This is a genomic window from Trinickia caryophylli (assembly GCF_034424545.1).
GTDB lineage: Bacteria > Pseudomonadota > Gammaproteobacteria > Burkholderiales > Burkholderiaceae > Trinickia > Trinickia caryophylli.
Genome location: NZ_CP139971.1, coordinates 1,730,032 through 1,753,801 on the forward strand (window position 1 = coordinate 1,730,032; position 23,770 = coordinate 1,753,801).

Here is a 23,770-nt window from a genome sequence, read left to right on the forward strand (position 1 = left end):
CTCGTCAGGCGATGTAATCGAGCACGTAGTCGCTCAGCAGCGCGGAATACCGATCGGGCGACAATGCCGGGGTGTAGACGCGGTTGTCGTCGGGGCGATGATGGCGCGAGTAGGTGAGCGCGTCCTGCTGCAGCGCGCGCCGGTCTTCGGCAAAAAAGGTTACTGGCGAGGTGCCGGATACCGGGGCCGTATAGTGGAAGTCGCCGGGCCCGAGCGAATAGAGCGTGCCGGCGGTGTGACGGCGAACATCCGCGATCTCCAGCGCCGCGTTGCCGGTGTGCTCATGAGCGTAATAACCGTCGTCATTCCGGGGCCTATAGACGAAGCGCTTGAAAAGCAATCCGTTCGCGCTGGGCCTCCAAAGGTAATCGTCGATTTGCCCGCGGACGACGAGCGACACGAAAGCGTAGCGGTGATTATGAACATTGAGACGTTGACGTTCGCACCCGGGCGGCCAGACATGCACGCGTAGCCGGAAGCGGCTGCACGGACTCGCATAGGCGACGAGCTTCACGAAGCCATTGGCGTGACAGTACGATTGACTTGCCCATCTGTGGCGCTCCGAGACGAGATGCGGATCGCGGGCGCAGGCGCGCACGGCCTCGATGAAATGGGCGCGAAACCGTGCCGCGTGCTTCGGGCGATCGGCCGCGTCGAGCGAAAACAGATGCATGAGGAACGAGGCCAGTTCGCTGCCGCAACCGCGTGCGATCATCGGATCTTTCATGGCGTGCTCTTCGAGTGGGGAGGCGTGGGGAAAGGGCGAGCGGTGGTGCCTGCATCAAAAGAGATGCGAATGCGCGTCGAGCCACGCAACGAACATGACGAGCTTGAGAACCCGTCGGTCGGCTTCGACGCCGGTTCGACCGTCGCAAAAGGACGACCACAACATTTGCGCCTTGGCGGGCTCGACATACGATGCGAGAAGCGGGCGATGGCGGCGCAGGGCCGATTCGATATCGGGCCGCCACGCCGCGCGCATCAGCGCGTAACGATCGATGTGCTGCCCGCAGCCGAGCTTGGGTGCATGAGCGGATATGCCCGGGATGCGGCGTTGCGCGACTGCTCTCAGAACCACCTTTGTCGCGCGGCTGAGCGAACAGAGTTTGGCGTATCCGGGCAGCGCCGCGGCAAATTCCACGACGGACGGATGGAGAAACGGCGAGCGATATTCGAGGCCGAACGACATGCCGACCGTGTCGCCGAGCGAGGCACAATGGCTCATGCCGAGGAAGAGGTCGTAGCACAGGCGTGCGTCCACGGCGGTGTCGTATTCGGCTACGGCGTGCATGCATGACATGTGCGCGGCCACGTCGTATTCGCGGGCGAAGCGGCTCATGGCGGCACCGTAAAGCTGCGCGGCGTCGCCTTCGATCGCGGACGCGAGCATCAGTTCGATCGAGCGGCGAGGGTCCGGTGCCGGTGAATCGCTTGCATGCGGTGGTGCGCCCCATGCCAGATAGCTGTCGTATCCGCCGAACAACTCGTCGGCGCCGTTGCCCGTGAGCGCTACGCGGTGGGTACGGGCAATGTATCGGCTGTGCTGCAGCAGATACACGCCGTCGTAGACGTTCAGCGGCTCGTCGAAGGCACGCAGGGCCTCCACCATGTCGGGATAAGAAGTGCCGATGATGCAAAAGCGTTGTGCGGCGAGCCCGAATTGGCGGGCGACGGCGTCCGCGCGGGCGAATTCCTCGTCTTCTTCGTGCGCGCCGAGCGTGTGGCACGACGGCGGCGCTTTTTCCGGCGTGTCGACGGCATAACTGAGCACGAGCGACGAGTCGATGCCTCCCGAAAGCGTCAGTGCGAGCGGATAATCGCTATCGAGGCAGCTGGATACCGCTTCACGAAGAACGCAATCGAGGGCCTCTCGCGCTTCGCCGGGCGACATATGGGCTTTGCGGCAATAACTGAGCAACCAATATGGTCTGATCTCGCTCGCATTGCCTGGGCCAATCGCCAGAAAGTGCCCGGCGGGCAGCTTGCTGAACTGCTCGAAGATGGTGGCGGGCGCGATCGGCTGCGTGTGGGCGAAGTAGCCGAGCAAGCCTTGCCGACAGAGCGAAAGAGAAGATCGGCACGCATGCAGGAGCGCCTTGGTAGTCGATGCGAAATACAGCACCGCGCCCATGCGCGCATAGTAAAGCGGCTTTTCGCCCGTTCTGTCGCGCGCCAGAATCAGCCGTCCGCGGCGCCGGTCATAGAGCGCAAGCGCGAACATACCCGCAATGTGCTTCAGGAACGCATCGCCGTGCTCTTCGTAGAGGTGAGCGATGACCTCGCCGTCGCAATTGCTCGAGAGCCGGTGGCCAAGCTTGAGCAGCGCCGTGCGTAGCGCGCGGTGGTTATAGATTTCGCCGTTGAAGACAACGGCGACGGTGCAATCCTCATTGCAAAACGGCTGTCTGCCGCCTGCCACGTCGACGATGGCAAGCCGCCGATGACCGAGCGCGACATACCGGTCGCGATAGGCGCCTTCACCGTCCGGCCCTCGCCGGGAAACCGCGGAAGTCATCTCGCCAACGATACGATGCGCCCGGGAAGGCAGGCCATCGAAACAAACTGCACCGGCTATACCGCACATGGCCGCATCTCCTCCAATGTCGATGCATGGTTTTTCGGCTGGGCTTCGGTGCGCGCCAGCGGATTTGGCGGTACGCCGGCGCCGAGGCGCAGAGCTGCCCCGCGCGGGTTATGGCGCGCGCAGCGTGTCGCAGCGCAACCAGTCGCGCAGTGGTTCGGGAACGGTAACGGAGCCGTCGGGGCGCTGATGTTGCTCCAGCAGCGCAGGCACCAGGCGGCTCGTTGCCAGCCCCGATCCGTTCAAGGTATGGACGAGGGCGGAGGGCCCGCCGCGCGAAGGTTTGCAGCGGATATTTGCGCGTCGAGCCTGATAATCGCCGGCCCACGATACTGACGACACTTCTTTATAGGCGCCGATACTTGGCAGCCAGACCTCGACGTCGTAAGTCTTGGCCATCGAGGCGCTCGTATCGCGAGCGGCCAGCAGTGTCGTGCGGAAGTGGAGCCCCAATTCGGCAAGGATGAATTGAGCCGTTTCGAGCAATTCCATGAGGGATGTGTGCCATTGATCGGGCGCGACGAAATGGAACATTTCGACCTTGTTGAACTGATGCCCGCGAATGGTGCCGCGCTCTTCGGCGCGCGCCGAGCCGGCTTCGCGCCTATAACAGGGGGTATAGGCGAAGAGCTTCAGCGGCAGTTGCTCGTGCTCGATCGACTCGTCCCGGTAGAGGTTGAGCAATGCGGTCTCGGCGGTGGGAAGCAGGAAGTGGGGCCGTTCGCCGGGGGTACCGCCGACGTGAAAGACATCGTCGTGGAACTTGGGGAACTGCCCGGCCGCAACACCGTTTTCCATCGTCAGAAGATGAGGCGGCAGTACGAATCGATATCCGCGCGAATAATGAAGCTGGCAAAAATAATTCAGCAGCGCCCATTCGAGTGCGGCGCCCTGGCCGACGTACGCCCAGAATCCGCTTCCACCGAGCTTGGTTCCGCGTTCGTAGTCGACGAGCCCGAGCCGCTTGCTCAGCGTGACGTGGTCGAGGGCGCCGTCGAAAAGCGCGGGCTTCACGCCATGCCCGGACACGACGGTGTTCTGTTCCTTGCCGCCCGCGGGCACGTCGTCGGCGGGGAGGTTCGGCAGCTCCAGCAGCAGCGCTTGAAGGGCGTGCTGTTTGTCCGCCAGCAACGGCTTCAAGGCGTCGAGTTCGCGGTTGACACCGTCGATGCGCGCCCGCAGGGCCGCGTCCGTGGCGTTTTGCGATCGCGCGATTGCGTATTGCTCGGACAACCCGTTGCGCAGTGCGCGCAGTTGCTCTTCCTGGATCGTCATCTGCCGGCATTCCCGATCGAGTTCGAGAATGGCGTCGAGGTCGACCGAATCCAGTCGTTTCAATAGTGCGGTGCGCACACGTTCAGGCTCGCGCCTGATCAGCCTTAGATCTAGCATGGCGATGAGTTGAGGTGGATAAAAGTGTCTACTGCGAACAAAGAAAATCGCGGTACCGGTGCCCGTGCCAGGCTTGCCACCGCTCGGCGGCGTCGAAAATGCCGGCCTGCCCGCCCGAATGAATCAGCAGCGCGGTGCGTTTCTCGAGCTGCCCCGCGCGGCGCAGTGCGAACAGGCCCAGGTAGGCCTTGACCATGTAATTGGAGTCGAGCAGCAAGCCGTAGCGCCGGACCGCGGTGGCAACCGAGGCGAACTCGCGTTCGCTGGCGGCGTCGTAGCCTGCGCCGAGCAGCACGTCGGAAAACGCAAGAATGTCGTCGATATCGGCATGAAGGCCGGTGCGTATGCGGAAGTCTTCGGCGAGTGCGCGGCTGCGGCGCTCCAATGCGGCAGCCGGCTCGCCGATGCAGATGCCGGTGATGGCCCACGGCTGCTTCATCAGCGTTGCGGCAATGGCCAGCCCGGTGCACGTGCCGCCCGAGCCGGCTACGGCCACGATGTCGCATTCGCCGACGAGAAGCGGGGCAAGCTGCTGCGCGATTTCGAAACCGAGCTCGACGCTGCCGAGCAGCCCGGGCCAGGCCGAGACGCCCGGCTCGACGATGTACGGCTGCTCGCCGGCCGAGCGCTCGCGCGCGGCGACGTCGTCGAGCACGGCTGGCATCGCGAGCCAGGGATAGGATTCCCGCCACGTGAGCGTCGGTTCGCACAGCGTCGTCAGCAGGTAGTTGCCATGAGCGGCCGCGGGCTGCCGCTGGCGATCTCCGCCGTACACGACGTGCGCGCGCATGCCGATGCGTGGTGCGAGCGCCGCGACCGCTTTGCACTGATTTGACGGCAGGCTCCCGGCAGTCACGAGCACGGTGCCGCGTTGGGCAACGGCGTGGGCCGCTGCGTACGAGAGCTTGCGCAACTTGTGCCCCGAACCGATATCGTCGGTTTTGTCTTCGCGCTTCATCAAGAGGCGCATGCCGAGCGCCTCGCCGATGTCTTCGCGCGCTTCGAGCGGCGTTGGCCGGCTGAAAAGCGCGAGCGGGTATGGCACCCGACAGCGCTGCAGGAGCGCCGTCATCGACGTGCAGAGGTCGGTTGCCGGAACGTGAGACGGATGCTTCACGGCACCTCCGCAACGATCGAAAACATACACGGCGGGCGCCCGGTCCGTTCGGCGGGCCACCAGTAGCCGTCACGTTCCATCTCGAGCCAGGGCACGAGCGGATAGGTGCAAAAGGGGTGCTCGGCAATCCGCGCGATGGTCATGCCGGAGTGGGAGATGGCATCGATGATGGAGGCCAGCGAGTGTGCCCAGCGGATATCGGTCAGCTCGATGGGACACTCGCGCGCCGCGTAGCTGCCGCGCGTTCGGCTCAGGATCGGGGCTTCGTCGAAGTAGTCGGAGGACCCGCTGATGCAACCGTTGCAAAAGACGTCGAGGATCGGATGGAATTCGACGAGAACGAGCCTGCCGCCCGGGCGCAGGCAGCGCGCCACGTTACGGGCCCAGTCGCGCAGGGAGGGCAGCCAGCACAGCACGCCGTAGGTCGACACGACGAGATCGAAACCCCGATGCAGCCGGGGCGGAAGGTCCATTACGTCGGCCACGTGGAATCGCGCCTGCAACGACACTTGCGCGGCGATTGCCCGTGCGGCGGCGATTGCCGATGTCGAGAAGTCGACACCGGTCGCATGTGCGCCGCGCCGAGCCCACGACAACGTGTCGAGCCCGAAATGGCATTGCAGATGCAGGAGATCGCGGCCGCGCACGTCGCCGCACAGATCGGTTTCCAGAGGCTTGAGCGTATCGCCTCCACGCAGGAAGGCTGGCACGTCATAGAACGACGACGCCAGATGCGCGGCGGTGCGGTGGTTCCAGCTGTCCATGTTCGTCCTGGTCCAGCGCTGCGCCGTGTGGTTATCGTTCGACAAGGTAGCTCCCGATCATCAGCGCATCGGCGCCCGAAGTGAGAAAAGAGCAGAGTGCATCCGTCGGGCTTTCGTCGATTGGCTTGCCTCGCACGTTCAGCGACGTGTTGACGAGAATCGGCACGCCGGTAGCGTCGTAAAAGCAGCTCAACGTTTCGTGCAGGAATGGGTCGTCCGCGCACCGTACGATTTGTGCACGCGCCGTATGGTCCGCGTGGACGACAGCCGGCGCGATGCGGGCGGTTTCCGGCCGCGCCTTGACGGCGAACATCATGTATCGATTGGCGGGCCCTTCGAAAAAGCGGTCGTAATCTTCCTCGCGTACGAGCGGTGCGAGCGGCCGGAACTGTTCGCGGCCTTTGATGGCGTTGAGCCGCTCCCGAGTGACCGCGGATCGCGGCGAGGCAAGCAGGCTGCGGCCGCCGAGCGAGCGTGGCCCGAACTCCATGCGCCCGCGGAACAGCGCGACGACGCGCTCGTTCGCAAGCAGGCGCGCGAGCGTGGCCGGTACGGCGGCAGACGTCACGCGCATGAAGCGCACGCGGGCTTCGGCGAGCGTGCGTTCGATTTCGTCATCGCCATAGTCGGTACCCAGCAGCATCGAGGCATAGCGCAGCTGGGCGGGCCCGCCGCGTGCGACCGAGCTCAGTGCCGCGGCGCCGATGGCGGTTCCCGCGTCATGTGCGGCCGGTTGGACGAAATATCGATCGAGCGCCGGCAAGCGAGAAATGCGGCCGTTGGCAACGCAGTTCAGAAACACCCCGCCTGCCGTGCAAAGATGGCGCAGGCCGCTTTTATGGAGGTGATAGGCGATGAGCTCGAGGAGTACGTCTTCGAGCACGCGCTGGGCCGAGCACGCGATGTCCTTGTGCCGCTGCTCTATCGGTTCTCCGGCGAGCCGTTTTGGCCCAAGCGTGGCTTCGAGTTCGGTCAAACGCGAAAGGACGATGCGATATCGGCCCGCCGGTGCGCCGTGGAGAATGCGTCCGATATCCTGCGAATATCGATCGTTGCCGTACGCGGCCAGACCCATGACCTTGTACTCGTCTGCGAACGGCTCGAACCCCAGATGCGCGGTGATGAACGAGTAGAAGAGCCCGAGCGAGTGTGGCAGCGCCACCGATGCGACGGGCTCGATGCGGCGGCCACGGCCGACATAGACCGAGGTACAGGCGCGCTCGCCACTGCCGTCCGCGACGACGATCAGCGATTCGTCGAATCCCGAGCAGAAAAATGCCGATGCGGCATGGCTCAGATGATGATCCCAGCGCCTGAAGCGCGTGCGCCCGAAGTCGAACGGTGTCAAAACGTCCGTATACCGGTGTGGAATCTCGTGAGCGCTTTGCAGCGCCCTTTTGATATTGAGCACGTTGACGAACGCGGCGAACTCCTCGCGGAACGACGAAAGCCGTTTGCCGCTGAAGCACCCCCAGGCCGCCGCGATGTGTTGCCATGGGTCGTAGGAATAGGCGAGTTCGTCGATGTCGGCCGAACGGACGTTTGCGTGGCGCAACGCCGCTCCGATCGACTCGAACGGCAGATAGAGCTTGTACGGCGTGTACTTCCTGCCATGCTTGATTCGCGTGAGCCGTTCTTCCTCGATGGCGAAGACGAGTTCGCCATCCTGGACCAAGGCGACGGCGGGATGCTCGAAGAAGCTGTTGATGCCGAGAATGATCAAAGCGTTCTCCCGTGGGCGAATGGAGCGATCAGATAGGCGGCGCATTCGAGTTCGCCGATCGTTTGACGCAGTGGCTTGCGAATGAACCGGTCGAATGTCCCGCCCCAATCGACATGACCTGCCGCGTGGGCGATCACGCGATCGAGGGAGGCGTCGGGCTCGACGAGCGCAGCGCCGCCGAATCCGTTGAGGTCGGTTCTGCTCGCGTTCGCGAGTTCGTCGCCGCCGAGCAAACCCGTTTCGGCGTGCGTTGCCAACAGCAACCCCTGGTAGTGGCGCAGGTAGTCCTGCTGGCTTGTGCCGCCGATTGCGCGGATGCCCGGCAACAGGCAGCGGGCGAAGTAGATCAGCATCTTGGTGGGGATCAGGCAACGCTCCGCCACGAGCTGCGGCAGCGAATCGGGCGTGACGGCATAGCGGGCACCGTCGCCCGAAACGCCTCGAATCGAGAGCTGCATTCCGTCTTGCCGCTCGACGAGGGCCGGCTCGAACCGGCACGCACGCCGGATCCAGAAGAAGGCCGGCTCCTTTGCCATGACGGCCATGCCCCATGCGTTGCGTTCGATCGCCTCCTCGCGGATCCGCAGGAAGGTCGATCTCACGCGTCGGTCGAAAACGAGCCGGTGCAGGGCGCTCGCAGGCATCGCGAGGTGGGCGGCGGCAAGCTCGTAGCTGAACCGATCGTCGAGAAAGAGAATATCGACCAGCGCGCGCCCGCCCAGTGCTTCCCACAGCGATGCATTGGCTGCGCCGAAGATTTCGAGCGCACTCGGCGACGCAAGCCCATGCAGCGGCCCGAGCAACGCGTCGTCCCGCAGCGGCGAGGCTCCGCCGCAGGGCGAGAACGCCATCGTCACCGGCCCCGGCAATTCGCAGAACGCGGCTTTGGCATAGCGGCGCGGCGCCAGTCCGAAAACGTTGTAGAGGCTGTTGCGCGTGCGAAGGAACGGTGGCCCTTGATAGGGATGACGCCGGGCGATGCAACTGACGGACGAGCACTGAATCGTGATTGCCCGCGCGATGTGGCCGCTTTGCGCGCCGAGCGCGAACAGCACGTTGTTGAGCATGGTCTCGCGGTCCAGCAGCAGGCTGGCGTGATCCGCCTGCTGGATTACCGGGGTTTGCATCAGCGCGTCGCACCAAAGATCGGCGTCGCGCCGGCCCTTCGCTTCCAGATGGCGCGCGAGGACGTCGAGCAGCACGTCCAGAGCCGTGCTCGCGCGGGCCGGTGCCACAGCAACGAGCGACCTCAGATAATGTCCGAGCGGTTGCTGCGCGGCGCTCATCAAATGCGCGCCGAGCGCCGATCCCCGGCGTGCGAGCCGATGGGCGAGATGGGACGGCGGAAACGCCGCTGTGCGCGCGCACTGAAGGACGCCGCTCATACGCCGTTGCTGTGTGAGGAGGCATCAACCGGTGCACGCCACCTTGTCTGGCTGGCAGCGAGCTCCGGCAGGGTGCGCGCCCCGGTCTTCACGAATTCGGTCAGCGCGAGGACGTCGCGTTCGTCGTAACAGTAGCGGACGGTTGAGAGGCGCGCGCGCAAGGCGGCGATCCTGCCGGCTGCGCGGGCGTCGCCACGCAATGCCTGTGTGAAGGCGCGCGCGAGTTGGCGCGCGTGCGCAGCGTCGCCGCCCATGCGAGTGAATTCGGCTGTCGACAGCCGAAACGCATGCGTCGGCACGGTGGGCAGGTTCCGGAAAATATTGGCGAAGATGCCGGCTTGCTCGAGACGGTAAGATTGCGTGGCGGGCGAGAGGGTCGGCTCGGCCGCCACCCAGACCTGATGGCACGCGGTAAACGTCGCTTCGCGCGATGCCACGCGCAGGCCGCAAGCGGCCAGCTCGCTCGCGAATGCGTGCGCGTTCTCGACGATTCGATGCGCATAGGCATCGCCGCCGCAATCGCGGAATTCCATCAATGTGAGCGCCAGCGAGACGACTTCAGCCGTTTTATGCTGACTCACGAAATGGTCGCTGGCAGCCTCGAATGCATCTGCCAGCGGCTGCGAGTCAGTGGCGATAAAACCTTTGTGCGGGCCGGGCAGCGTCTTGTGAGTGGAGCCGCCGAAGCTGTGCGCGCCTCGTTCGAGCGGGTGCGATACGGCGCCGCCGAAGATCAGCCCGTTGATGTGGCTGCTGTCGTAGTGGATCAGCGTATCGGGGGAAACGGCATCGACGATGTCGCGAATGGGCTTCGGATCGAGCGGGAAAAGCTGGGTGGATTGATCGATGTAGACGAGGCGGATTTTTTCCCGCGAAAGGAGCGTTCGGAGCGCCGGCTCGTCGATATCGAAGGCATCGCGAAACGGCAGTTCGACGGAGTCGACGCCGAGCCGCTTCGCAACATGGCGTGTGCTGGCATGCCCGCCGGCCGACGAGGGCAGCACGAGCGCCTTGTCGCCGGGCTGTGTCCAGGCGGCGAATGCGATCGTCATGCAGTTGATGCCCGAGATCGGACGGACATTGACGAACCGGCTCTTGGTGAACCGCTTGAGCAGCGGATGTAGAAGCTCGTGCTCGATCGCGCCCAGGTGCCGGCCGGCCGGAAAACACCATTCTCCGAAAAGGCGCAGGTCGTCCAGGAAATAGCGCGAGTAGGCGTCGAGCGCGAAAGGCAGCGTGGCGAGCGGCGAGAGACGGTTTTCGCTCGGCGTCAGGTTGAACGCACGCGAGGCGGCGTGTTCGTGCGCTTGCAGGCGGTTCAGTAAAGCGGACAGCGTCGTGCTCACGGCGTCACTCCATAAGTAGGGCATCGTTGAGCGAGCGGTCTGTTGCTTGTTCCGGTTTGCCGCCTGATTGGCCGGGCGGCAGAGCGGAAACCCGTTGGCAGGCTGTCCCGGACGCGGAACCCCGCGCGCGGACCATCGCAGGGCCGGCGGGGGACAGCGGAACAAAGCGGAACACAGCTGGACACAGCTGGACACAGCGGGAGGGCTGACCGATAGCTGCCGCTACATTGCGGCCGTGGTCAGAGCGTGGTTACCGGGTGGGCGATTTTTCAGACGGTTGGAAGGGGACTTCGACGCGCTCTCCCGTCGCGCGTGTTCAAAAAAAAGCCCGGCAAAGCCGGGCGAATCAACGGCCGCGCCCGCGTACGGGTGCGGCACCTGCAAAAAGCGTATCGACGCTTACGCCGCTGCCAGCAGCGAACGGAGCACGTACGGCAGAATCCCGCCGTGTTTGTAATAGTCGACCTCGATCGGCGTATCGATGCGCAGCAGCACCGGCACGCGTTGCGATTTCCCGTCCTTGCGATGAATGACGAGCGTGACTTCCTGCTGCGGCTTGAAGTCGTCGCCGAGGCCCTCGACGTCGTACGTCTCGTCGCCGGTGATCCCGAGCGACTGGATGCTGTCGGCGCCCTTGAACTGCAGCGGCAGCACGCCCATGCCGACCAGGTTCGAGCGGTGGATCCGCTCGAAGCTGCGCGCCACGACGGCCTTCACGCCGAGCAACTGCGTGCCCTTGGCGGCCCAGTCGCGCGACGAACCCGTGCCGTACTCCTCGCCCGCGAAGACCATCGTCGGCGTGTCTTGGGCGATGTACTTCATCGCCGCGTCATAGATCGAAAGCTGCTCGCCGCTCGGCTGGTGAATCGTGAGCCCGCCTTCCACGCGCGTGCCGTCGGCCTTTGCCGGGATCATCAGGTTCTTGATCCGCACGTTGGCGAACGTGCCGCGCATCATCACGTCGTGATTGCCGCGGCGCGAGCCGTAGCTGTTGAAGTCGGCCTTCAGCACGCCGTTCTCCTTCAGCCACTTGCCGGCGGGCGAGTCCTCCTTGATCGAGCCGGCCGGGCTGATGTGGTCGGTCGTCACGGAGTCGCCGAAGATCCCGAGCGCGCGAGCGCCCTTGATGGTCGGCAGCCCGGCCGACGGCTGCATCGAAAAGTCGTTGCCGAAGAAGGGCGGCTCGGCGATGTAGGTCGACGTCGGCCAGTCGTAGACCTGGCCTTCCTCGCCTTCGATCTTGCTCCAGAGATCGCCCGTTTTCGTGAGCTGGCCGTAGTTCTTGCGGAACGCGTCGGCATCGAGCGCGAACTTCAGCAGCGCGTTCACCTCCTCGCTCGTCGGCCAGATGTCGCCCAGATAGATGTCCCGGCCGCCCTTGCCCTTGCCGACCGGCTCCGTCATCAGGTCGCGCGTAATCGTGCCGGCGATCGCATAGGCGACGACGAGCGGCGGCGAAGCGAGGAAGTTCGCGCGGATGTTCGGGTGAATGCGCGCCTCGAAGTTGCGGTTGCCCGACAGCACGGCCGCCGCCACGATGTCGTTCTTCGTGATCGCTTCGTTGAGCTCCGGCGTGAGATCGCCCGCGTTACCGATACACGTCGTGCAGCCGTAGGCGGCCACTTCGAAGCCGAGCTTAGAGAGGTAGGGCAGCAGGCCCGTCTTCTCCAGGTACTCGGTCACGATGCGCGAGCCGGGAGCGAGCGACGTCTTGATGTGCGGTGCGACCGTCAGGCCCGCGTCGACGGCCTTCTTCGCGAGCAGGCCGGCGGCCAGCAGCACGCTCGGGTTCGACGTGTTCGTGCACGACGTGATCGCGGCGATCAGCACGTCGCCGTTCTTGACCTTGACGCCGTTCGACGTCTTGTACTCCGCGGCAAGATCGGCCGCCTTCTTCGCGAAGCCGTTTTCGTTGACGGGCTTGGAAAACAGGTCGGCGAACGTCGACTTCACATTGCCGATCTCGATGCGGTCCTGCGGGCGCTTCGGACCGGCGAGCGACGGAGCAACCGTGCCGAGGTCGAGCGTGAGCACCTTCGTGTAGTCGATCTGGCCAGCCTTCGGAATGCCGAAGAGACCCTGCGCCTTGAAGTAGTTCTCGAAGGCGGCGATTTCCGCGTCGGTGCGGCCCGTGCCCTTGAAGTAGTCGATCGTCTTTTCGTCGACGGGGAAAAAGCCCATCGTCGCGCCGTACTCGGGCGCCATGTTGCCGATCGTCGCCCGGTCCGGCAGCGCGAGCGAGGCCGTGCCTTCGCCGAAGAACTCGACGAATTTGCCGACGACCTTCTCCTTGCGCAGCATTTCCGTGATCGTCAGCACGAGGTCGGTCGCGGTCACGCCTTCGCGCAGTTTGCCCTTGAGTTCGACGCCGACCACGTCGGGCGTAAGGAAGTACACGGGCTGGCCGAGCATGCCGGCCTCGGCTTCGATGCCGCCGACGCCCCAGCCCACCACGCCGATGCCGTTGATCATCGTCGTGTGACTGTCGGTGCCGACGAGCGTGTCGGGATAGTAGACGGTATCGGCACCGTCGGTTTTCTTGTGCACGCCGCGTGCGAGGTACTCGAGGTTCACCTGGTGCACGATGCCGACGCCCGGCGGGACGACCTTGAACGTGTCGAAGGCCTGCATGCCCCACTTCATGAACTGGTAGCGCTCGTTGTTGCGCTGGAACTCGAGCTTCATGTTCAGATCGAGCGCGTCCTTCCGGCGGAAGTAGTCGATCTGGACGGAGTGATCGACCACGAGGTCGACCGGCACCAGCGGCTCGATGACCTTGGGGTTCTTGCCCGTGCGCTGCGCTACGCCCCGCATCGCGGCGATGTCGGCGAGCAACGGCACGCCCGTGAAGTCCTGCAGCACGACACGCGCCACGACGAACGGGATCTCGTCCACGCGCGTCGCATTCGGCTTCCAGTTCGCGAGCTGAGCAACGTGTTCCTCGGAAACCTTCTTCCCGTCGAAGTTGCGCAGCACCGATTCGAGCACCACGCGGATCGACACCGGCAGCCGGTCGATTTTGACGTTCAGCGCGCGGCCGAGCTGGGGCAGCGAATAGAACTTGCCTTTGCCGCTGCCACTATCGAATTCCTTGAGCGTGTTGTGGAGGTTGTGGGCCATGGTTATTCCTAGGTTGGAGCGAGGAAATGACGTTGTTACGTTTCTGATGCCTGCATGAACCTTGACACGTTCGTACGTCAGATCACGTACGAATCGACGTATTCGTGGACAGGCGTGGCTTCGAGCCGCGCCTGATCGAGCGATACCTCGAGAATTGCCTGCTGCTGCCTGCCCGGAAAACGCCGCGCGAGGTTCGTCTTGAACTTCTCGACGAGCAGGGGGATCCCTTCCGAGCGCCGGCGCTTGTGTCCGATCGGATATTCGACGACGACTTCATCGAGCTTCGTGCCGTCGGCGAACTCGATCGTCAGGGCATTGGCGATCGAGCGTTTCCCCGGATCGTGATAATTCTTCGTGAATAACGGGTCTTCCACGCAGACGATCTTCGACCTTAATCGATCGATGCGCGGATCGGCGGCCACGGCGTCTTCATAGTCCGCGGCCGTCAGTCTGCCGAAAATGAGCGGCACCGCCACCATGTACTGGATGCAATGGTCGCGATCGGCCGGATTGTCGAGTGGGCCCTGCTTGTCGATGATGCGAATGGCAGCTTCGTGCGTGCGGATCGTGATCCGTGCGATCTCGTCGATCCGCCGGCCCCGTTGCGCCAGTGTGCCGTGCAGCGTCATGGCGGCCTCGGCGGCCGTCTGGGCATGGAACTCGGCCGGAAACGAGATCTTGAAGAGCACGTTTTCCATCACGTACGAACCGTACGGGCGCTGGAACTTGAACCGATTACCCTTGAAAAGCACGTCGTAAAAGCCCCAGGTCTTCGCGCTCAATACAGACGGATAGCCCATCTCGCCGGTCTTGGCGATGAGGGCGAGGCGTACGGCGCGCGAGGTCGCATCGCCCGCGGCCCATGACTTGCGCGAGCCCGTATTCGGCGCATGGCGGTAAGTACGCAGCGCATGGCCGTCGACGAATGCGAGCGAGACGGCGTTGATGAGTTCCTCGCGCGTGAGCCCGAGCATCTGCCCGACGACGGCCGTCGAGGCCACCTTCACGAGCAGCACGTGATCGAGCCCGACCTTGTTGAACGAGTTTTCCAGCGCGATCACGCCCTGGATCTCGTGGGCCTTCACCATGGCGACGAGCACATCCCTCATCGTCAGCGGCTTCTTGCCGAGCGCGACGGCGTTGCGCGAGAGCCAGTCGGCCGTCGCGAGTATCGCGCCCAGATTATCGGACGGATGACCCCACTCGGCCGCGAGCCAGGTGTCGTTGAAATCCAGCCACCGGATCATCGCGCCGATATTGAAAGCGGCCTGCACGGGATCGAGCTGGAACTGCGTGCCGGGCACCTTTGCTCCGTTCGGAACGATGGTGCCCGGCACGACGGGGCCCAGCAGCTTCGTGCAGGCGGGGTACGACAGCGCCTCGAGTCCGCAGCCGAGCGTGTCGATCAAGCAGTTGCGTGCCGTCTCCAGTGCGGGCGCACTGTCGATCGGCACGTTCAGGACGTAGTCGACGATGTCGACGAGTTCCTGGTCGGGCGCGGGCCTGACGTTCGGGATCGGAGCGGACATGGGTGGCTTTTCAGCGCCGGACGGTCACTCCGCCTTTTGCAGGGCGTTCGATTGAGTCGGCGCCGGCGAGCCTTGCATCATCGCCGCGGTCTTGCACTCGTCGGCCAGGCGCGAGCTGTCCTTGTCGGAGAACAGCATGGCCTTCGTCGGGATGACGACGAGATCCATGCCCGTCGCGGCGTCGTGGAAGCGGTCCGCACCCGTCGTCGTCGCTTCGCGCGGCAGCTTGTAGTTCTTCTCGCCCCAGTGCACGGTCACGATCTGGTCGCGCTTCATGTCGCCCTGCAGCATGAAATGGTGGCCCTCGGTGCAGGACCACTCGATCGCGCCTTCCGGTACCGGATCGGCCTTGGCGGCCGCGGCGCCGGGCTTGCGCTTGATGAGGCGGTGCTTCGGCGCGGGCGCCTTGGGCTTTTTCTTCGCCGTGCTCGACGGCGTCGCTTGCTCGGCCGCATTGGCGGTGGCCAGCAGGGTCGTGGCGGACAGCGCGCCAATGACGGTGGCAATCAGCAGTTTCTTCATGGGAATCCGGACCTTTCGAATAACAGTGAGACAGAAACGGGCCTGAATCGACGCATCGGAGCGCGGGCGCTGCGTGCAAGGATTCGGCGCAGCCGGGTTTTTGAGACACGGCGGTCGCTATTTTCTCCTATTTAGCGGCACGAACTTCAGATTTTCCGGGCCGGTGTACTGGGCGCTGGGCCGGATGATCTTGTTGTCGATGCGCTGCTCGATCACGTGCGCGCTCCAGCCGGAGGTGCGCGAGATCACGAAAAGCGGCGTGAACATGGCCGTGGGCACGCCCATCAGGTGATACGAGACGGCGCTGAACCAGTCGAGGTTCGGGAACATCTTCTTGGCCTCCCACATTACCGTTTCGAGGCGCTCGGCGATGTTGAAAAGGCGCATGTCGCCGGCTTCCTGTGCGAGTTTTCTCGCCACTTCCTTGATGACCTTGTTGCGCGGGTCGGAAATCGTATAGACGGGGTGGCCGAAGCCGATCACGACCTCTTTGGCCTCCACGCGCCGGCGAATGTCGGCCTGCGCTTCGTCGGGCGTGGCGTAGCGCGACTGGATCTCGAACGCGGCCTCGTTGGCGCCGCCGTGCTTCGGCCCGCGCAGGGCGCCGATCGCGCCGGTGATGGCCGAGTAGATGTCCGAGCCCGTGCCGGCGATCACGCGCGCGGCGAACGTGGACGCGTTGAACTCGTGCTCGGCATAAAGAATAAGCGATGTGTGCATCGCTTCAACCCACGATTGGGAGGGCGCCTTGCCGTGCAGCAGGTGCAGGAAGTGGCCGCCGATCGAATCGTCGTCGGTTTCGACCTCGATGCGCCGGCCGTTGTGCGAGTAGTGATACCAGTAAAGCAGCATGGAGCCGAGCGAGGCCATGAGGCGATCGGCGATCTCGCGCGCGCCGGCCACGCTGTGGTCGTCCTTCTCGGGCAGCACGGTGCCGAGCGCCGAGACGCCCGTACGCATGACGTCCATCGGGTGGGCGCCGGCCGGCACCCATTCGAGCGCGGCCTTGACGTTGGCCGGCAGCCCGCGCAGCGCCTTGAGCTTCGTTTTGTAAGCGGCCAGCTCGGTGCGCGTGGGCAGCTTCTCGTGCACGAGCAGATAGGCGATTTCCTCGAATTCGCAGGCCGTGGCGACGTCGAGGATGTCGTAGCCGCGGTAGTGCAGATCGTTGCCGGTGCGCCCGACCGTGCACAGCGCGGTATTGCCTGCGGCCACGCCGGACAAGGCGACCGATTTTTTCGGTTTGAAGCCCGAAGTGTGGGACATGGCTTGATCGGCTGCGCTCATGACAGGCTCCTCGGCCGGCTATTGCGTGCTCTTGTGGGTGGCGAACAGCGCATCGAGCTTGTCCTCGTACGCGTGGTAGCCGAGGTAACGATAAAGATCCTCGCGCGTTTGCATGGTCGGCACAGCCGCTTTTTGCGTGCCGTCGCGCATGAGCGTCTCGTAGAAATTCAGCGCCGCGGCATTCATCGCACGATAAGCCCCGCAGCAGTAGAGCGCGATGTCGACGTTCGCGCTGCGGAGTTCGTCCACCGTGAAAAGCGGCGTCGAGCCGAATTCGGTCAGATTCGCGAGGATCGGCACCTTGACGGCGGCCTTGAAGCGCCGGTAATCGTCGAGCGTCTTCATTGCCTCGGGGAAGATCATATCGGCACCGGCCTCCACGTAGGCGACGGCGCGCTCGATGGCCGCATCGAGCCCTTCGACCGCGGCGGCGTCGGTGCGGGCCATGATGACGAACGAAGCGTCGGTGCGCGCATCGACGGCGGCCTTCACGCGGTCGACCATCTCCTCGGTGGGCACGCACTCCTTGCCGGGCCGGTGGCCGCAGCGCTTCTGGCCGACCTGGTCTTCGAGGTGTACGGCCGCCACGCCAGCCTTGACGAACGAGCGGATCGTGCGCGCGATGTTGAAGGCGCCGCCCCAGCCGGTGTCGATATCGACGAGCAGCGGAATGGAGGTGGCGTCGGTGATGCGGCGCGCGTCGACGAGTACGTCGTCCATCGTGCTGATGCCGAGATCGGGCATGCCGAGCGAGTTGGCCGCCACGCCGCCGCCCGACAGATAAAGCGCCTTGAAGCCGACGGCTTCGGCCATCCTGGCCGCATAGGCGGTGATCGCGCCCACTACCTGCAACGGCTGGCTTTCGGCTACGGCCGCGCGGAACGCGGCGCCCGGCGTCGTTTGCGATGAGGCTGGCTTCATGGCCTGTTCTCCCCGGAGGCGGCCGGCGCGCCGAAAAGCGGCGCCGTCTCGGCCGGCAAATGCTTGCCTGTGGCACGTGCCCGCCTCAGGACCGACCAGTAGTAGCGGTAGCTTGCACGGTCGTGCAGCGTATCGCCGTGGCGTATCGGCCCCCATTGAGCCGCCTGGGCCGCCAGCAGGATGTCGGCGGCGGTGGCGATCGCCTCGTCGCGCGGCGAGAAGGCTCCGACGATGACGGGCACCTGCGCCGGATGGATGCTCCACATCCGCGTGTAGCCGAATTCGTCCCGTGCGCGTTCGGCGTCGCGAGCGACAATCTGCATGTCGCGCACCTCCGTACTGACGTTATGCGACGGCACGCGTCCGTGCGCGTGACATGCTGCCGCGATTTCGAGCTTGGCGCGGTGCACGAGCGGGTGATCGAACTGGCCCGGCGAGCGCATCGCCGCATCGGGAATGGCGCCGCCATGCGCGGAGACGAAGTCCATGAGGCCGAACGACAGCGCTTCGACCCCGGGCAGGGCGGCGAGCTGAAAGACTTGTGACAGCGCGCCGTGCGTTTCCACGAGCAGTTGCGTCGGAATCGGTTTCGCGATGCCGAACTCGCGCCGCGTGGCTTCGATGAACGCGCACATTTCGGCGGCATCGCCCGCGCTGCGGACCTTCGGCAGCGTGATGTAGGCGGGTGGGCGGCGCGCGGCACGCAAGACGAGCCTCACGTCGTCGCGCCAGTGGGGATGATCGAAATCGTGAATGCGTACGCCGACCCGCCCGAACCGGTCATGCTCGCTGCCGAGCAGCGCCGCCACGAGCTCGGCATGTTCGGCTTCGCGGCCCACCTGGGCGCCGTCTTCGCAATCGAGCGTGACGTCGAATACGGGACCGAGCTCGGCTTGCAGCGCGAGCGACTTCAGCATCAGCTTTTCGCTGCCCGCGTAGTGATCGCAAACGGGCAATACCGCGGGCGGCGTTTCGCCTTCAAACAGCACTTCTGCGGGGGTGAGGGCGCGCATCTTCGGCGTCAAAAAGCGTCGGTCGTCATGAAGAAAGCGGATTCGTGCGGGCTCTGCAGCCGGCGCTGCGGCCGCGGCAGGAGCCGCTTGCCGTACGCCAGGCGCAAAGCGCGCGCGAATCCGGTCTGGCGCCCCGCGGCGATCGGCCGCACGCTTTCGCGTACGCCGCCGCCGGTGGGGCGGATCTGCCCGCCCGCCGCCGCGGGCTCGCGGCGGCACAACGGGTGTCGGGAATGCGTCAGCCTAGCAGATGCTGCACGCCATCGCGCTCCTCGAGGAGTTCCTTGAGCGTGAAGTCCATCTTTTCGCGCGAGAAAGCGTCGATCTCGAGGCCGGTCACGCGCTTGTACTCGCCGTTTTCGCACGTCACGGGCACGCCGTAGACGATGTCTTCGGGGATGCCGTACGTGCCGTCCGACGGCACACCCATCGTGACCCACTTGCCGTTCGTGCCGAGCACCCAGTCACGGACGTGGTCGATCGCCGCATTGGCCGCCGAAGCCGCCGACGACAGGCCGCGCGCCTCGATGATGGCCGCGCCGCGCTTGCCTACGGTCGGGATGAAGACGTTGCGGTTCCACTCGTCGTCGTTGATGAGTTGCGTGAGCGACTGGCCTTCGACCGAGGCGAAACGGAAATCGGGGTACATCGTCGGCGAGTGGTTGCCCCACACGGCCAGCTTTTCGATCGATGCAACGGGCTTGCCCGACTTGGCGGCGAGCTGCGACAGCGCGCGGTTGTGGTCGAGACGCAGCATGGCCGTGAAGTTCTTCTTCGGCAGATCCGGCGCCGACTTCATGGCGATGTAGGCGTTCGTGTTGGCCGGGTTGCCGACCACGAGCACCTTGATGTCGCGGCTGGCGACTTCGTTCAGCGCGCGGCCTTGCACCGTGAAGATCTCGGCGTTCGCCGACAGCAGATCCTTGCGCTCCATGCCCTTCGAGCGCGGGCGGGCGCCGACGAGCAGGGCGACGTCCGCGTCCTTGAAGGCAACCTTCGGGTCGTCCGTGACCACGACACCCGCCAGCAGCGGGAACGCGCAGTCTTCCAGTTCCATCACCACACCTTTGACGGCGGCTTGCGCTTGCGGCAGGTCGAGCAACTGCAGCACGACGGGCTGATCCTTGCCGAGCAGGTCGCCGTTCGCGATGCGAAAGAGCAGCGAGTAACCGATTTGACCTGCGGCGCCGGTGACGGCAACGCGCTTAGCGGGCTTAGCCATTGAGAACTCTCCAGGACGATGCGTTGATGCGTTGGTGCGTCTTACGCTAGGGAAACGCTATTTTATGCGCGTTACTCGAAGCGTGTGGGTGGGGCCGGCGCGCAGGGGCGATGCGGGCATGCGCGCAGACCGATCGATCCGCGCGCATTCCCGCATAAAGCATGCACGCGATGCCTTGTCGGCAAAGGCGTGCGCAGGCAGACGCGCGGTGTGAAAACCGTCGTTCGCGACGGAGTGTAGGAGGGTGCCCGTTCAAAGTCAACCGTATCTTATGTCTTATATAAGACACATGAATTCGGTACGAAAACCTGGACGGCCGAGCCGCGTTTATGTTGAAATGCGCGGCATGAATACGAACCAGGCGAGCGCGGCGAATGCGAACGGCCAACCCGGCGAGGGTGCGGCCGCGAATGCGCCATCGCCCACGTTCAGCCCACTTTACCAGCAGATCAAGGCTTTGATTACGCAAAGCCTGCAGTCCGGCGAATGGAAGCCGGGCGAGATCATCCCCAGCGAGGTCGAGCTCGCTGCGCGCTACAAGGTCAGTCAGGGCACGGTGCGCAAGGCGATCGACGAACTCGCCGCAGAGAACCTCGTCGTCCGGCGCCAGGGTAAGGGCACGTTCGTTGCGACGCACAACGAGGATCGCGCTCAGTTTCGCTTTCTGAGATTGCTTGCCGATGACGGTGCGGAGCACCCGCACGTGAGCCGGGTGCTCGAGTGCCGGCGCCTGCGCGCGCCGGCCGAGATCGCGCGCCAGCTCGAGCTGAAGCCGGCCGACCCGGTCGTGCAGATCAAGCGGCTGCTCGAATTCGACGGTATGTCGACGGTGCTCGATGAGATCTGGCTGCCGGGCGGGGTGTTTCGCGGGCTGACGTTCGAGCGCCTGAGCGAGTACAAGGGGCCGCTTTACGCGATGTTCGAGGCCGAATTCGGCACGCGCATGATCCGCGCATCGGAAAAGATCCGTGCGGTGGCGGCGGAGCCCGCCGTGGCTTCGCTGCTCGGTGTGCCGGACGGATTTCCGCTGCTTTCGGTGGAGCGGGTGTCGTACACGTATGGCGATCGCCCTGTCGAGGTGCGGCGCGGTTGGTATGTCACAACCGGGTACTACTATCAGAATGACTTGAGCTGAACCCGACTCGAGTCAAGCCGCGGCGCCCCGGCCGTCTTGCGCGGCGGCCTCGGCGAGCGCCTTCAAGGGTTTTCGCTGCGCCGCGGTATGAAAAGGCGCTAAAATCGCGGGTTAGTGTGACTACATAGTAGGGGTCTAGTATGGCAGAAGCCGTAAAAAAGCCGAGGCCGGAGTTCCGGAACATCGGGATCGGCGACATCACGATGAAATATCGCATGCCTTTGGCGGCGAGGGTGTCGATCCTCCATCGAGTCAGCGGGGCCGCGCTGTTCCTCTTCCTTCCGTTTCTGCTGTATCTCTTCGACCAGAGCCTCACCTCCGAACTGAGCTTTGAGTTCTTCAAGGCGATCCTCTCGAACATCATCGTCAAGCTCGTCACGCTGGGTCTGGCGTGGGCTTTTCTCTTTCACTTCTGCGCCGGCGTTCGCCACCTCGTGATGGATACGAACCACGACGCGGTGTCGAAGGAGAGCGGCAAGCGCACCTCCGTCGTCGTCTTCGTCGTCTCCTCGGTCCTCACGATCGCCTTTGCGCTCAAACTGTTCGGAGCATTCTAAGACCATGGCAGCCAATAACCGAATCGGCTCGAAGCGCCTCGTCGTCGGCGCGCATTACGGCTTGCGCGACTGGCTTGCGCAGCGCGTCACCGCCGCGATCATGGCGATCTACACCGTTATCCTGCTCGCCTGGTTCTTCGGCGCGCGCGACTTCTCCTACGAAGGCTGGGCCTCGATCTTCTCCACGCAATGGATGAAGCTCGCGACGTTCGTCACGTTGCTCTCGCTCTTTTACCACGCATGGGTGGGCGTGCGGGACATCTGGATGGACTACGTCAAGCCGGTCGGCACGCGGTTGGTTCTGCAAGCGCTGACGATCGTATGGCTGCTCGCCTCCGCCGGCTACGCCGCGCAGATTCTCTGGAGAGTGTAAAAGAATGGTTGCAATCAAGAATGCTCTGCCGCGTCGCCGCTTTGACGTGGTCATCGTTGGCGCCGGCGGCTCGGGAATGCGCGCGTCGCTGCAGCTCGCCCGCGCGGGCCTGTCGGTTTGCGTGCTCTCGAAAGTGTTCCCGACGCGTTCGCACACGGTTGCCGCGCAAGGCGGCATCGGCGCGTCGCTCGGCAACATGAGCGAAGACAACTGGCACTACCATTTCTACGACACGATCAAGGGTTCCGACTGGCTCGGCGACCAGGACGCGATCGAGTTCATGTGCCGCGAGGCGCCGAATGCCGTGTACGAGCTCGAGCACTTCGGCATGCCGTTCGACCGCAACGCCGACGGCACGATCTATCAGCGCCCGTTCGGCGGCCACACGGCCAACTACGGCGAAAAGCCCGTGCAGCGCGCCTGCGCGGCGGCCGACCGTACCGGCCACGCCCTGCTGCACACGCTCTACCAGCAAAACGTCGCGGCGAAGACGCAGTTCTTCGTCGAATGGATGGCACTCGATCTGATCCGCGACGCGGACGGCGACGTCCTCGGCGTGACCGCGCTCGAAATGGAAACGGGCGACGTCTACATCCTCGAAGGCAAGTGCACGCTCTTCGCCACCGGCGGCGCGGGCCGGATCTTCGCGGCTTCCACGAACGCATTCATCAACACGGGTGACGGCCTCGGCATGGCTGCGCGCTCCGGCATCGCGCTGCAGGACATGGAGTTCTGGCAGTTCCACCCGACCGGCGTGGCCGGCGCGGGCGTGCTGATCACCGAGGGTGTGCGCGGCGAAGGCGGGATTCTGCGCAATTCGAACGGCGAGCGTTTCATGGAGCGCTACGCGCCGACGCTGAAGGATCTGGCGCCGCGCGACTTCGTCTCGCGTTCGATGGACCAGGAAATCAAGGAAGGCCGCGGGGTGGGCCCGAACAAGGACCACGTGCTGCTCGATCTGTCGCATATCGGCGCCGAGACGATCATGAAGCGTCTGCCGTCGATTCGCGAGATTGCGCTCAAGTTCGCGAACGTCGACTGCATCAAGGAGCCGATTCCCGTCGTACCGACCATCCACTACCAGATGGGCGGCATTCCGACGAACATCCACGGTCAGGTTGTCGGCACCTCGAAGGGTCACGAAGAGCCGGTCAACGGCTTTTACGCGGTGGGCGAATGCTCGTGCGTCTCGGTGCACGGCGCGAACCGTCTGGGCACGAACTCGCTGCTCGACCTCGTCGTGTTCGGCCGCGCGGCCGGCAATCACATCGTCCAGCACGTGAAGGACATCAAGGAGCACAAGCCGTTGCCGGCCGATGCCGCCGACTTCGCGCTCTCGCGTCTCGACAAGCTCGAAAAATCGAATTCGGGCGAGTATACGCAGGCGATCGCAGGCGATATCCGCTCGACGATGCAAGCGCACGCCGGCGTGTTCCGCACGTCGAAGCTGCTCGCAGACGGCGTCGAGAAGATCAAGGAACTGGCTGAGCGCACCAACCATGTGCATCTGAAGGACAAGTCGAAGGTGTTCAACACGGCTCGCGTCGAAGCGCTCGAGCTGGCGAACCTCATCGAAGTGGCCCGTGCGACGATGGTCTCGGCCGAAGCGCGCAAGGAAAGCCGTGGCGCGCACGCGCACAGCGATTACGAACACCGCGACGACGACAACTGGCTGCGTCACACGCTGTGGTTCAGCGAGGGTGACCGCCTCGACTACAAGCCAGTGCATATGAAGCCGCTGACGGTCGAATCGGTGCCGCCGAAGGCGCGTACGTTCTAACGC

The 23,770-nt window shown here is 64.4% G+C and carries 19 protein-coding genes; 4 read left to right on the top strand and 15 right to left on the bottom strand.

The features are described from left to right. Window positions 1-4: 4 nt before the first annotated feature. The 15 genes from U0034_RS26800 to U0034_RS26870 form a co-directional block, all read right to left on the bottom strand. Window positions 5-727, bottom strand: a complete 723-nt coding sequence (locus U0034_RS26800; RefSeq protein ID WP_085228882.1) for a hypothetical protein — start codon at window positions 725-727, stop codon at window positions 5-7. Between the two features lie 54 nt (window positions 728-781). Further along, window positions 782-2,584 (bottom strand): asparagine synthase (glutamine-hydrolyzing), encoded by a 1,803-nt coding sequence (asnB, locus tag U0034_RS26805; protein ID WP_085228883.1) that lies wholly within the window; start codon window positions 2,582-2,584, stop codon window positions 782-784. Between the two features lie 108 nt (window positions 2,585-2,692). Then, window positions 2,693-3,973, bottom strand: a complete 1,281-nt coding sequence (gene serS, locus U0034_RS26810) for a serine--tRNA ligase (protein WP_085228884.1) — start codon at window positions 3,971-3,973, stop codon at window positions 2,693-2,695. A gap of 28 nt (window positions 3,974-4,001) precedes the next feature. After that, complete coding sequence (locus U0034_RS26815; protein WP_085228885.1) at window positions 4,002-5,090, bottom strand: 1-aminocyclopropane-1-carboxylate deaminase/D-cysteine desulfhydrase; 1,089 nt, start codon at window positions 5,088-5,090, stop codon at window positions 4,002-4,004. Continuing rightward, window positions 5,087-5,899 (bottom strand): class I SAM-dependent methyltransferase, encoded by an 813-nt coding sequence (locus tag U0034_RS26820; protein WP_139831185.1) that lies wholly within the window; start codon window positions 5,897-5,899, stop codon window positions 5,087-5,089. Before U0034_RS26820 ends, U0034_RS26815 begins: the two co-directional genes overlap by 4 nt. Then, the gene (locus U0034_RS26825) at window positions 5,886-7,577 is read right to left on the bottom strand and encodes a carbamoyltransferase family protein (protein WP_085228887.1); all 1,692 of its coding nucleotides are present in this window, start codon (window positions 7,575-7,577) and stop codon (window positions 5,886-5,888) included. The genes U0034_RS26820 and U0034_RS26825 overlap by 14 nt, the downstream gene beginning before the upstream one ends. Next, complete coding sequence (locus tag U0034_RS26830) at window positions 7,574-8,962, bottom strand: hypothetical protein (RefSeq protein WP_085228888.1); 1,389 nt, start codon at window positions 8,960-8,962, stop codon at window positions 7,574-7,576. Before U0034_RS26830 ends, U0034_RS26825 begins: the two co-directional genes overlap by 4 nt. Beyond that, window positions 8,959-10,308, bottom strand: coding sequence for a PLP-dependent aminotransferase family protein (locus tag U0034_RS26835; RefSeq protein ID WP_158243580.1), 1,350 nt, complete (start codon window positions 10,306-10,308; stop codon window positions 8,959-8,961). Before U0034_RS26835 ends, U0034_RS26830 begins: the two co-directional genes overlap by 4 nt. Before the next feature lie 399 nt (window positions 10,309-10,707). Next, window positions 10,708-13,428: an aconitate hydratase AcnA gene (acnA, locus tag U0034_RS26840; protein ID WP_085228890.1), complete on the bottom strand. Its 2,721-nt coding sequence runs from the start codon at window positions 13,426-13,428 to the stop codon at window positions 10,708-10,710. Window positions 13,429-13,505: 77 nt separating this feature from the next. Continuing rightward, window positions 13,506-14,957, bottom strand: coding sequence for a bifunctional 2-methylcitrate dehydratase/aconitate hydratase (locus U0034_RS26845; RefSeq protein ID WP_085228891.1), 1,452 nt, complete (start codon window positions 14,955-14,957; stop codon window positions 13,506-13,508). Window positions 14,958-14,981: 24 nt separating this feature from the next. Then, window positions 14,982-15,479 carry a hypothetical protein gene (locus U0034_RS26850; protein WP_085228892.1) on the bottom strand — a complete coding sequence of 166 codons (498 nt, stop codon included), beginning with the start codon at window positions 15,477-15,479 and terminating at the stop codon, window positions 14,982-14,984. 117 nt (window positions 15,480-15,596) lie between these two features. Further along, window positions 15,597-16,766: a bifunctional 2-methylcitrate synthase/citrate synthase gene (gene prpC / locus U0034_RS26855; RefSeq protein WP_143795589.1), complete on the bottom strand. Its 1,170-nt coding sequence runs from the start codon at window positions 16,764-16,766 to the stop codon at window positions 15,597-15,599. 18 nt (window positions 16,767-16,784) lie between these two features. Then, a complete protein-coding gene (gene prpB / locus U0034_RS26860) occupies window positions 16,785-17,687 on the bottom strand; it encodes a methylisocitrate lyase (RefSeq protein WP_143795591.1) in 903 nt (300 codons plus the stop codon). Then, entirely contained in the window at window positions 17,684-18,700 is a 1,017-nt protein-coding gene (locus tag U0034_RS26865) for an HpcH/HpaI aldolase/citrate lyase family protein (RefSeq protein ID WP_085227651.1), read from the bottom strand. The genes prpB and U0034_RS26865 overlap by 4 nt, the downstream gene beginning before the upstream one ends. A gap of 238 nt (window positions 18,701-18,938) precedes the next feature. Further along, complete coding sequence (locus U0034_RS26870) at window positions 18,939-19,922, bottom strand: malate dehydrogenase (protein ID WP_085227649.1); 984 nt, start codon at window positions 19,920-19,922, stop codon at window positions 18,939-18,941. Between the two features lie 337 nt (window positions 19,923-20,259). On the opposite strand from U0034_RS26870, the gene U0034_RS26875 reads away from it, so the two are divergent. From U0034_RS26875 to sdhA, 4 genes are all read left to right on the top strand, one after another. Then, on the top strand, window positions 20,260-21,057 hold the full coding sequence (locus U0034_RS26875; RefSeq protein WP_085227648.1) for a GntR family transcriptional regulator: 798 nt from the start codon (window positions 20,260-20,262) through the stop codon (window positions 21,055-21,057). A 140-nt stretch (window positions 21,058-21,197) separates the two neighbouring features. Then, complete coding sequence (gene sdhC, locus U0034_RS26880; protein WP_085227647.1) at window positions 21,198-21,614, top strand: succinate dehydrogenase, cytochrome b556 subunit; 417 nt, start codon at window positions 21,198-21,200, stop codon at window positions 21,612-21,614. Window positions 21,615-21,618: 4 nt separating this feature from the next. Then, the gene (sdhD, locus tag U0034_RS26885) at window positions 21,619-21,987 is read left to right on the top strand and encodes a succinate dehydrogenase, hydrophobic membrane anchor protein (protein WP_085227646.1); all 369 of its coding nucleotides are present in this window, start codon (window positions 21,619-21,621) and stop codon (window positions 21,985-21,987) included. Between the two features lie 4 nt (window positions 21,988-21,991). After that, complete coding sequence (gene sdhA, locus U0034_RS26890) at window positions 21,992-23,767, top strand: succinate dehydrogenase flavoprotein subunit (protein ID WP_085227645.1); 1,776 nt, start codon at window positions 21,992-21,994, stop codon at window positions 23,765-23,767. Window positions 23,768-23,770: the final 3 nt, after the last annotated feature.

Bases quoted from the DNA above. Each gene is read 5' to 3' on its own strand.
- sdhC (WP_085227647.1), top strand. From the start codon at position 21,198: ATGGCAGAAGCCGTAAAAAAGCCGAGGCCGGAGTTCCGGAACATCGGG.
- asnB (WP_085228883.1), bottom strand. From the start codon at position 2,584: ATGTGCGGTATAGCCGGTGCAGTTTGTTTCGATGGCCTGCCTTCCCGG.
- U0034_RS26800 (WP_085228882.1), bottom strand. From the start codon at position 727: ATGAAAGATCCGATGATCGCACGCGGTTGCGGCAGCGAACTGGCCTCG.
- U0034_RS26845 (WP_085228891.1), bottom strand. From the start codon at position 14,957: ATGTCCGCTCCGATCCCGAACGTCAGGCCCGCGCCCGACCAGGAACTC.
- U0034_RS26875 (WP_085227648.1), top strand. From the start codon at position 20,260: ATGCGCGGCATGAATACGAACCAGGCGAGCGCGGCGAATGCGAACGGC.
- serS (WP_085228884.1), bottom strand. From the start codon at position 3,973: ATGCTAGATCTAAGGCTGATCAGGCGCGAGCCTGAACGTGTGCGCACC.
- prpB (WP_143795591.1), bottom strand. From the start codon at position 17,687: ATGAAGCCAGCCTCATCGCAAACGACGCCGGGCGCCGCGTTCCGCGCG.
- sdhA (WP_085227645.1), top strand. From the start codon at position 21,992: ATGGTTGCAATCAAGAATGCTCTGCCGCGTCGCCGCTTTGACGTGGTC.
- U0034_RS26870 (WP_085227649.1), bottom strand. From the start codon at position 19,922: ATGGCTAAGCCCGCTAAGCGCGTTGCCGTCACCGGCGCCGCAGGTCAA.
- acnA (WP_085228890.1), bottom strand. From the start codon at position 13,428: ATGGCCCACAACCTCCACAACACGCTCAAGGAATTCGATAGTGGCAGC.
- prpC (WP_143795589.1), bottom strand. From the start codon at position 16,766: ATGAGCGCAGCCGATCAAGCCATGTCCCACACTTCGGGCTTCAAACCG.
- U0034_RS26850 (WP_085228892.1), bottom strand. From the start codon at position 15,479: ATGAAGAAACTGCTGATTGCCACCGTCATTGGCGCGCTGTCCGCCACG.
- sdhD (WP_085227646.1), top strand. From the start codon at position 21,619: ATGGCAGCCAATAACCGAATCGGCTCGAAGCGCCTCGTCGTCGGCGCG.
- U0034_RS26865 (WP_085227651.1), bottom strand. From the start codon at position 18,700: ATGCGCGCCCTCACCCCCGCAGAAGTGCTGTTTGAAGGCGAAACGCCG.
- U0034_RS26830 (WP_085228888.1), bottom strand. From the start codon at position 8,962: ATGAGCGGCGTCCTTCAGTGCGCGCGCACAGCGGCGTTTCCGCCGTCC.